Origin of the sequence: Corallococcus llansteffanensis, from assembly GCF_003612055.1 — a bacterium.
Classification (GTDB): Bacteria; Myxococcota; Myxococcia; order Myxococcales; family Myxococcaceae; genus Corallococcus; species Corallococcus llansteffanensis.
Genome location: NZ_RAWB01000393.1, coordinates 1 through 9,415 on the forward strand (window position 1 = coordinate 1; position 9,415 = coordinate 9,415).

At 68.4% G+C, this 9,415-nt stretch carries 8 protein-coding genes and 1 tRNA gene; 7 read left to right on the plus strand and 2 right to left on the minus strand.

Annotated features, from left to right (window positions below; all coding sequences use genetic code 11):
• Nucleotides 1–213 precede the first annotated feature (213 nt).
• The 7 genes from D7V93_RS29445 to D7V93_RS29475 all read left to right on the plus strand — a co-directional run bounded on the left by D7V93_RS29445 (nucleotide 214) and on the right by D7V93_RS29475 (nucleotide 8,438).
• Entirely contained in the window at nucleotides 214–1,485 is a 1,272-nt protein-coding gene (locus tag D7V93_RS29445) for a hypothetical protein (RefSeq protein WP_120646548.1), read from the plus strand.
• A 134-nt stretch (nucleotides 1,486–1,619) separates the two neighbouring features.
• Nucleotides 1,620–3,767: a glycogen debranching protein GlgX gene (gene glgX, locus D7V93_RS29450; protein ID WP_120646549.1), complete on the plus strand. Its 2,148-nt coding sequence runs from the start codon at nucleotides 1,620–1,622 to the stop codon at nucleotides 3,765–3,767.
• 41 nt (nucleotides 3,768–3,808) lie between these two features.
• Nucleotides 3,809–4,495 (plus strand): class I SAM-dependent methyltransferase, encoded by a 687-nt coding sequence (locus tag D7V93_RS29455; RefSeq protein ID WP_120646550.1) that lies wholly within the window; start codon nucleotides 3,809–3,811, stop codon nucleotides 4,493–4,495.
• A gap of 242 nt (nucleotides 4,496–4,737) precedes the next feature.
• Nucleotides 4,738–4,807 (plus strand) — tRNA-Trp (locus tag D7V93_RS29460).
• Between the two features lie 272 nt (nucleotides 4,808–5,079).
• Nucleotides 5,080–6,204: a slipin family protein gene (locus D7V93_RS29465; protein ID WP_120646551.1), complete on the plus strand. Its 1,125-nt coding sequence runs from the start codon at nucleotides 5,080–5,082 to the stop codon at nucleotides 6,202–6,204.
• A 129-nt stretch (nucleotides 6,205–6,333) separates the two neighbouring features.
• Nucleotides 6,334–7,632: an AAA family ATPase gene (locus D7V93_RS29470; RefSeq protein WP_120646552.1), complete on the plus strand. Its 1,299-nt coding sequence runs from the start codon at nucleotides 6,334–6,336 to the stop codon at nucleotides 7,630–7,632.
• Entirely contained in the window at nucleotides 7,629–8,438 is an 810-nt protein-coding gene (locus D7V93_RS29475; RefSeq protein WP_120646553.1) for an HNH endonuclease family protein, read from the plus strand. The genes D7V93_RS29470 and D7V93_RS29475 overlap by 4 nt, the downstream gene beginning before the upstream one ends.
• 29 nt (nucleotides 8,439–8,467) lie before the next feature.
• Here D7V93_RS29475 and D7V93_RS29480 read toward each other — a convergent pair whose 3' ends face one another.
• Nucleotides 8,468–8,755, minus strand: coding sequence for a hypothetical protein (locus tag D7V93_RS29480; RefSeq protein ID WP_120611790.1), 288 nt, complete (start codon nucleotides 8,753–8,755; stop codon nucleotides 8,468–8,470).
• A gap of 12 nt (nucleotides 8,756–8,767) precedes the next feature.
• The gene (locus D7V93_RS29485) at nucleotides 8,768–9,148 is read right to left on the minus strand and encodes a hypothetical protein (RefSeq protein ID WP_120646555.1); all 381 of its coding nucleotides are present in this window, start codon (nucleotides 9,146–9,148) and stop codon (nucleotides 8,768–8,770) included.
• Nucleotides 9,149–9,415: the final 267 nt, after the last annotated feature.

Genomic DNA, 9,415 nt, shown 5'->3' on the forward strand with positions numbered 1-9,415 from the left:
GTGGGTCGGGGGTTTCCGCATGCCACCAGGGAGGGGAGCCCCGGTCGGGGCCCTCGGTCCTGGACCCCGCCTGGATGCCCTCCGGGCGCTCCGCCAGGGGCCCCGGAAGCGGACGCGGCCATCCGGAAGCAGGCATCCCAGGATGACAGGGAGCAGGGGGAGGCATTATCCAGAGAGGTTCCACCCTCCACACGAACCGAAGGCACCCGACGCATGAAGCTGTTGCTGGCAGGCCGACGAGGCGCAAGCGACCCGCTGTCGTTCCCCCCGGAGGCGCCCCTGCGCTGGCTGGAGCGCGTGGAGGCCTGGGTCCAGCAGGCGGCGGGGGACCTGTTGGAGGAGGGCTCCCGCATCGAGGACGGCCCCCAGGGCGCTCCCGTGCTGCGCCTGCGCCTGCACCCGGCCGCCGGGGACGTGTCGGTGCTCGCCGCCACCCAGGAGCGGCTCGTCGTGTCCGCGGAGACGAGCGCCGTGGGGCCCGGCTACCACCTGTACCTGTGCGACCTGCTCAAGGCCCTGGGGGAGGCCCACGGCATCATCTGGGCTCCGCCCGACGCGGACGCGGGCGTGGGGGATGCGACGGGCTACTTCCACTCCGGTGACGCGGGCCCGGTGGAGGAGCACATGCTGGGGTGGTTGCAGCACTCGGTGGGGCAGGTGCTGCGCATGCGCAGCCTGGGCAACTCCGGCTTCGCGCTGTCCATGCGCTTCGGCCACACCTTCCAGCACCCGGGCGCGCTGCTCACGCCCATGGGGCCGCGCGACGAGCGCTGGCTGCGCGCCGTCTTCGAGGAGCCGCGCCAGGGCGTGGACGTGTTCCCCTGGTGGACCCCCGGCGTGGACGCGCGCGTGCGCTTCCAGCGCGCGCTGTGCCGCCTGTGGACGGACGTGGTCTGGCGCCCGCCGCTCCTGGACGAGGAGCGCCAGCGCCTGCGCGACGTGGCCCGGCTGCTGGAGCAGGCGTGGCGCGAGGACCCCTCGCTGCCCTACCCGTGGCGCGAGTGGCAGGAGGTGCTCGGCTACCTGGGCGTGGGCGGGACGGTCGCGGAGGAGGTCCACCGCCACGCCCTGGAGTCGCCCGGCACCGGGCCCTCCATCGGCTACCGGCGGGGCTCCGTGCAGGTGGCGCTCCCCGAGGGCTGGGAGATCCGCATCCCCGGCTCCCTGGCCGAGACGCGCCTCGGCGACGGGAGCTGGGTGGCCCGGGACCACCGCCGCACCGTGCGCGTGCTGCCCCTGGAGGACTCGGCGGAGGAGCAGCTGGCCCCCACGAGCCCCGAGCGCCGCGCCCTGGAGCTGGAGCACCACGGGGCCCGCGTGAGCGGCCGCGCGTCGCTCCACGTCGAGCCCGGGGAGTGCCGGCTCACCGCCCTCTGCCGTTCGGGCAACCGCAGGGCCCTGTGCGTCGTCAGCTTCGATGACCCGGACGAGCAGGACTGGGCCCTGGGCACCTGGCGCTCGCTGGACCACGCCGTGGCGGCCTGAAAGCGGATCCTTTCAGGTCCCATGACTTGCCGGAGCGCCCTCCGATGGACAGTCGAAAGCCCTGACGTCTTGCCGCGGCGCGAGGCCAACCCCAGATTCCGTCGGCATTTTCCCCACGGAATCGAGCGATACCCATGAGTGGCAAGCGGGAGATCTGGCCGGGCAAGCCCTGGCCGCGCGGCGCGACCTTTGACGGGTCGGGCACCAACTTCGCGGTCTACTCCCAGGTGGCCACGCGGGTGGAAGTCTGCCTGTTCGACAAGGCGGATCCGACGAAGGAGATCGAACGGTTCGACCTCCCGGTGAGCACGGAGTTCGTCTGGCACGGCTACGTGCCGGACCTGGAGCCCGGGACGCTGTACGGCCTGCGCGTGCACGGCCCCTACGAGCCGGAGAAGGGCCACCGCTGCAACCCGCACAAGCTGCTGGTGGACCCCTACGCCAAGGCGCTGTACGGCGAGGTGGACTGGAAGCAGCCGGTGTTCGGCTACCCGCTGGAGCATCCGAAGAAGGACCTGATGCGCGACGAGCGCGACAGCGCCGCCGGCATGCCCAAGGGCGTGGTGGTGAGCGACTTCTTCGACTGGGGCAATGACCGGCGCCTGGACATCCCCTGGCGCAAGACGGTCATCTACGAAGCGCACGTGCGCGGCCTCACCATGAAGCACCCGGGCGTGCCGGAGCATCAGCGCGGCACCTACGCGGGCCTGGGCTCCCCGGCCATCATCGAGCACCTGCAGAAGCTGGGCGTCACGGCGGTGGAGTTGCTGCCGGTGCACGAGTTCGCGGACGACTCGTTCCTCAACGACAAGGGCCTGTCGAACTTCTGGGGCTACAGCACGCTGAACTACTTCTCCCCGGAGCAGCGCTACGCGAGCCGCAAGACGCCGGGCGGCGCGGTGGCCGAGTTCAAGTCGATGGTGAAGTCGCTGCACGCGGCGGGCATCGAGGTGATCCTCGACGTGGTCTACAACCACACGTGCGAGGGCAACCACCTGGGCCCCACGCTGTCGTTCAAGGGCATCGACAACGCGTCGTACTACTGGACGATGCCGGAGGCGCGGCACTACCTGGACTTCACCGGGTGCGGCAACAGCATCAACACCTCCAACCCGCAGACGGCGCGCTTCGTGGTGGACTCGCTGCGCTACTGGGTGGAGGAGATGCACGTGGATGGGTTCCGCTTCGACCTGGCCACGGTGCTGGGGCGCGTGGGCAAGGGCGGCTACGATCCGAACGCGCCCATCTTCCAGATCATCAACCAGGACCCCGTCCTGAGCCGCGTGAAGCTCATCGCGGAGCCGTGGGACGTGGGGCTCGGCGGCTACCAGGTGGGCGGCTTCCCGTCGCCGTGGCACGAGTGGAACGGCAAGTACCGGGATGCGCTGCGCAAGTACTGGAAGGGGGACGAGAACCAGGCGTCGGAGGTGGGCTACCGGCTCACCGGCAGCGCGGACCTGTTCGCGGCGGCGCGCCGCAGGCCGCAGGCGAGCATCAACTTCGTCACCGCGCACGACGGCTTCACGCTGCACGACCTGGTGACGTACAGCTCCAAGCACAACGAGGCCAACGGCGAGCACAACCGCGACGGCGCGGACGACAACCAGGCCTGGAACTGCGGCGTGGAGGGGGAGACGGACGACAAGGCCATCATCTCCCTGCGCGAGCGCCAGAAGCGAAATCTCCTGGCGTCGCTCTTCATGTCCAACGGCGTGCCGATGATCGTCGCGGGCGACGAGATGGGCCGCACGCAGAAGGGCAACAACAACGCGTACTGCCAGGACAACGAGCTGTCGTGGGTGGACTGGAACCTGGACCCGACGAGGCAGGACATGCTCGCGTTCACGCGCAAGCTGATCCACTTCCGCCACGGGCAGCCGGTGTTGCAGCGCCGCCGCTTCTTCCAGGGCGAGCACCTGTGGAACTCCGAGCACAAGGACCTGGCGTGGTACCGCCCGGACGGGACGGAGATGGGGCCGGAGGACTGGCAGAAGCCCTTCGTGCGCTCCCTGGCGTACCTGCTGGGCGGCGACGCCATCCCCACGCCGGACGAGCGCGGCCAGCGCGTCAGCGGCGACTCGCTGCTGGTGCTGCTCAACGCGCACCACGACACGGTGCCCTTCAAGGTGCCGCCGCTGGGCGAGGGCGGCGTCTGGGTGCTGGAGCTCTACACGGCGGACGACAAGCGCGGTGACGAGGAGATCAAGCCGGGCTCCTTCGAGATGGCCGGGCGTTCGCTGGCGGTGTTCCGCAAGAGCGGGGGCAGCAGCAGCTCTCTGTGATGGCTTGCCGCGCACCGGCGGCGTGAGCGAGGGTGCGCGGCATGGCGGACGAAGCGGACGGCGGCGTACCCGGGCCGGATGGACCACGGCCCGGTGGATCCGCCGTCGCGCGGGTGTACGGGGAGATCGCCTCCGCCTACGAGGTGCTCTACCCCGCGCTGCACCGCTACGGCGACCGGGTGGAGACGTTCCTCGCGGACGCGGTGGCCCCGGGGATGCGCGTGCTGGACGTGGGCTGCGGGCCCGGCCTGCACACGCGAGGGCTGGACGCGTCCGTGGACGTGGTGGGCCTGGATCTGGCGCCGGAGATGCTGGAGCTGGCGAAGCGGGCGCGGCCGTCTGGAACGTGGCGCGTGCATGGCTACCTGGAGCCGGTGCCGGAGGACCTGGGCCACTTCGACGTAGCGCTGGCCATTGGCTGCCTGGACTTCTGTGAGGACCTGCCGCGCGTGCTGGGGCACCTGGGCCGGGCGTTGAAGCCCGGGGGCCGGATGCTCTTCACGGTGCTGGAGCGCAGGCCGGGGCTGGAGGCGCACGAGGACGCCACGCGGACGGTGGGCACGGCGGACGCGGAGGTGACGCTGCACCTGTGGTCCTTCGCGGAGACGGTGCAAGCGTTGGGCGCCGCCGGGCTGCGGGTCGGCAGCTACGTGCATGCGCCCGGCTGGGTGCAGCTCGTGGAGGAGCGCACGATGTGGTTCGGCTGGTGGGATGTGACGCGGGGCTGAGTTTCGCGACGAGCGCCTGTCAGGCTTATTTCGTACCCGCGTCTGGTGCCCTCGTCGGCAGCTCCTCGGGGCACACGGGGCTGGTCCGAGGCATCCGGTTCCATGCGAGGGCGCTCTGCGCCGGTGCATGGGCTCGGACGTTCCTCAAGGCCATCGCCTTCGTGTCTTTTCCCATCATCGGAGGCCGTACCGGTCGCTCGCTACCGAAATGCGGGCAACGGATGCCCACGCTGGGCGCTTACCGAACTAGCTCACTGGTAGAGCACGAGACTCCAACTCTCGCTGTCGAAGGTTCGATTCCTTCGTTCGCCGGGACCCCGTCGTTTCGCTGGTGCCAACGCGAGTCCACCGCTTCCTCCACCCTCTCGACGCAACCTGGCCGGTCGCCAGGGCCTCCGGATGCCTCCGTGTTGCTCGCGGAACGCGCCGGTCGCCGTCCGTGACCGACATCCGGTGCGAACGCGCGGGCGGCTGGGAGCGGACCGGACGGTCCGTCCGCGTGAAGCGCCCGTGAGCGGCGGGGTCCTTTCCTTCTTTTTCGCAGGTCCCCTCCCCTTCGCGGGAGGCAACAGAGGTGACGTGTCATGGGCATCGGTCGGGTGGAAGTGGCGCAGAACGAGCGGCTGTTCGTGGTGGTGAACGGGCGGGCGGAGCAGTACCTGGGGCCGGGCCGGCACTGGGTGGTGCGTCCGTTCCAGCACGTCCGCTTCGAGCGCGTCTCGATTGAGCAGCCGCTGATCCGACTGGATGAAGCGAAGCTGGCGCTGGTGCCGGAGACGGACCTCCAGGTGGTGGAGCTGGGCGCGGACGAGCGGGCCATCCTCTTCCACCACGGTCAGCCGGTGCAGTGGCTGAAGCGGGGTCAGCACCAGGTGTGGACGGCGCAGCGGCTGCCCGGTCGTACCGGTCGGCCCGAGACGCCGACGGTGCGGGTGGAGCGCGTGGACGTGTCCGGCGTGGCGACGGCGCCTCCGTCGGACGAGGTCCGCGCGCTCCTTCCTTCCACGGACTACACGGAGGCCATCGCCGCGGAGGGCAGCGTGGCGCTGCGCTACGTGGACGGTGTGCTGGACGCGGTGCTGCCTCCGGGCCGGCACGCGGCGTGGACGGTCGCGCGCAAGGTGCAGTTCGCGGTCATCGACCTGCGCGAGAAGCTGCTCCACGTCACCGGCCAGGACGTGATGACGAAGGATCGCGTGTCGCTGCGCCTCAACCTGTCCGCAGCGTTCCGGGTGGCGGATGCGCGCCGGCTGGCGGTGACGGCGCGCGCGCCGGACGACGTGCTCTACCTGGCGATGCAGCTTGCGTCCCGCGAGGCGGTGGCCACGCGCACGTTGGATGAGCTGCTGGCGTCGCGGGAGGCGGTGGCGGCGTCGCTGTTCGAGCAGGTGCGGGTGGGGGTGGAGAACGTGGGCCTGGAGCTGCTGCGCTTCGGCATCAAGGACGTAGTGCTGCCGGGCGAGATGAAGGAGCTGCTCAACCGGGTCATCCAGGCGCAGAAGGAGGCGGAGGCCAACGTCATCACGCGGCGCGAGGAGACGGCGGCCACGCGGTCCATGGCGCAGACGGCGAAGGTGCTGGCGGAGAACCCGCTCCTCGTGCGGCTCAAGGAGCTGGAGGCGTACAAGGACCTGGCCGCCAAGGTGGGCCAGGTCCACCTGGTGCTGGGCGAGGGCGCGGTGCCCACGCTCCAGCTCAAGGGCGGCTGAGTCGCCTGTGAGCGCTGTGGAGGCCCTCGGACCGGAGGTACGGTCCGGGGGCCTTCGTGCGTTCACCGGTCCTGCTTCGGAGCGAAGCCGAGGTTGACCCCTCCCCCTGTTTCGGGCGAGCTAGGGCGCATGTACTTGAAAGAGGCTCGCCTCACCAACATCCGGTCCATCCAGTCACTGACATGGACACTGCCGGATGTGCCCGGACCTGGGTGGCATGTCGTTATCGGTGACAATGGCGCAGGCAAGAGTTCCTTTCTTCGAGCCATTGCCCTTGCCATGGTGGGTTGGGAGGAAGCCAGTGCACTACGGCAAGACTGGAACGAGTGGCTTCGATGGAAGGAGTCGCATGGCTACATTGATCTCATCCTCGGCTGGGACTCCGGCTACGACTCCTTTGACGGCTTCACTGGAGAACCAAAGCGCCCGTACCTTGATGTGAATATCGGGTTCTGGCGCAGTTCTGCTCAAATTCGGCTTGGTCACAGCGAGTCCGGCCCGATTAATCCAAAGCGGGCTGTATGGGGTAATGGCTCAGGATGGTTCTGCGCTTCGTATGGGCCGTTCCGGCGCTTTACGGGCGGTGACACGGAATACGAGAAGCTGTTCCAGTCGAACCCGAAGCTCGCGCGGCACCTCTCCGTTTTCGGTGAGTCCGTTGCACTTTCGGAGTGCCTCGAATGGCTCAAGCTCCTTCAGTTCAAAAAGCTGGAGAAGGATCCAGAGGGCAGCCTCCTTGAGCCCTTGAAGCAGTTCATCAACCAACCCGACTTTCTCCCCAACGAAGCCCGGCTCGAATCGATCTCCTCCAAAGGAGTGCGCTTCATCGACGGCAATGGCTGCGAGGTCGCGGTCGAGAACCTGAGCGATGGCTACCGCTCCATCCTGAGCATGACCTTCGAGCTGATCCGTCAGCTCGCCCGGACCTATGGTGCCAACAAGATCTTCGCGCCCAACGACCCGACGACGATCGTCGTACCCGGTGTCGTCCTGATCGACGAAATCGACGCGCACCTCCATCCTGTGTGGCAGCGTCGAGTGGGGCGGTGGTTCCGCGACCACTTCCCGAACCTCCAGTTCATCGTCACGACCCACAGTCCGCTCATCTGCCAAGCCGCGACTGTCGGCAGCGTGTTCCGTCTTCCCAGGCCGGGCAGTGACGAAGAGGCGGGCATGGTCACGGGCGTCGCGCTCGACCGACTGCTCTACGGAAACGTGCTGGACGCCTACAGCACGGGAGCATTCGGCGATGTGCCCCTCCGCTCGCCCGAAGCACTGGAGAAGCTCGAACGGCTCGCCATCCTCAACCAGAAGGAACTCGCGGAGGGCCTGTCCTCGGAGGAGCAAGCCGAACAGCAGCATCTGCGCGCGCAGCTTCCGACCGCGACCAGTGCCCTTCCGGACAGCACGGAGGTGTCGCAGCCTTGATCCGGCTTCCCAACTTTCCGCTGCCAGAGCCTACCCAGTCGCGGCTCGTGGGCTACCAGCACGAAATCGACTCGCTTCCGGACTACGCGACGCGCGTCGAGCGCGCCAAAGCGCGCTTCAGCAGCCTGAACAAGAAGGGCGACCCCACCTTCGATAGCGTCAAGGCGACCTTGTCGAGCATGTGCGCGGGCGTTCAGCGGTGCGCGTACTGCGAGGACTCGCTCGCGGATGAGGTGGAACACATCCGTCCCAAGTCGCTGTATCCCGACCTGGTTTTCGTCTGGATGAACTACCTGTATGCCTGCGGGCCCTGCAACGGGCCCAAGAGCAACCGCTTCGCGGTCTTCGCGCAGGACACGGGAGTGTTCACGGACGTGGAGCGCCGCCGCGGAGCGCCCGTGCTCCCACCCGTGGCGGGCCAACCCGTACTCCTCGACCCGCGCGTGGATGACCCGACGGCATTCATGAGCCTGGATCTCCAGGACACCTTCTGGTTCATCCCCAGCGCGAAACTCGGCACCGTGGAGAAGCGGCGCGCGACGTACACCATCGACCTTCTTGGCCTGAATCGCCGTGAAGCGCTCCCACGAGAACGGCGTGCCGCGTATCGGGACTACCGAGCGCATCTCGTGCAGTACATTCACGAGCGACAGCAAGGGCAGCCCCCGGACCACCTCTCTCGGCTGGAGCAAGGCATCCGGACTCGTCAGCATCCCACTGTCTGGCGGGAGATGAAGCGCCAGCACCAGCTCATCCCTGATTTGAAACGCCTCTTCGAAGCGGCCCCCGAAGCCCTCGGCTGGTAGTTCCGCCGCGAAGAGGCGAGAGGCGCGGGCTACTTGCAGAACCAGCCGTTCTGCACCCAGCCCCACTTGTTCACGTGGCCGTAGGCGAAGCCATACGCCCAGTCACCGCTGGGCGAGTACTTCGTCACATCCATCGTCTGCCCCGCGTACAGCGTGCCGATGAAGATGCCCGCGGGCGCATCGCGGACATACAGGTCCTGGGCGCACACGGTCAGCCGCGTCGCCGCCCAGGCCGGCTTCACCTGGAAGGCCTGCCACGCGCCCACCGCGCAGAATGCGACCAGGGCCACCCGCTTGAGCGTCTGGGTCGTCGTCATGGTCATGTCCTTTCAGAAGCAGCCGGCGATGGGGTTGTTGGGGCCGTAGCAGCGGGTCATGCACGAGCGCAGCAGGTAGCCCCAGTCATCCGGTCCGTAGTCCAGGATGACGGCCCACGACGCCGTGCCCGCGTCCTGCCGGATGCCCACCTTGTCGCCGTACCCGAGCACGCGGATCGGATCCCTCGGCCCCGACGTCGTCGAGTAGTTCCCGTACATCGTCGCGCTCTGACACGTGACGATGGCGTGGTCCGTGTAGACCATCGCCGTGACCGTGCCACCCTGCTCGTCCGGCCCGGCCTCCTCCACCGCGCCCCCGACGGGCTCACTTCCGCCGCACGCCATCAGCAGGCCTGACACTCCCAACACGACCGCGCTTCGCTTGAGGTCCATGGCGACACGTCTCCCGGGATTGATTTGAACTCCAGGATACCTTGAGCGTGTGGCCGGACAGCCACGGTCCTGCGCGCGAAGTGTCTCCCGTGAGCCGACACACCGGGCCGTTTCCGAGGCGTTGGGGGTTGGCCCACGGGCTGCAATGTCCCCCCGGCACACCCTGAAACCCAAGGTTCCAACCATGCGAGTCACGCTCGCCACGCTCTTCGTCTGTCTGCTGGCCCTGCCGGCCTTCGCGCAATCCCGCCCCGACTGTCCTCCCCC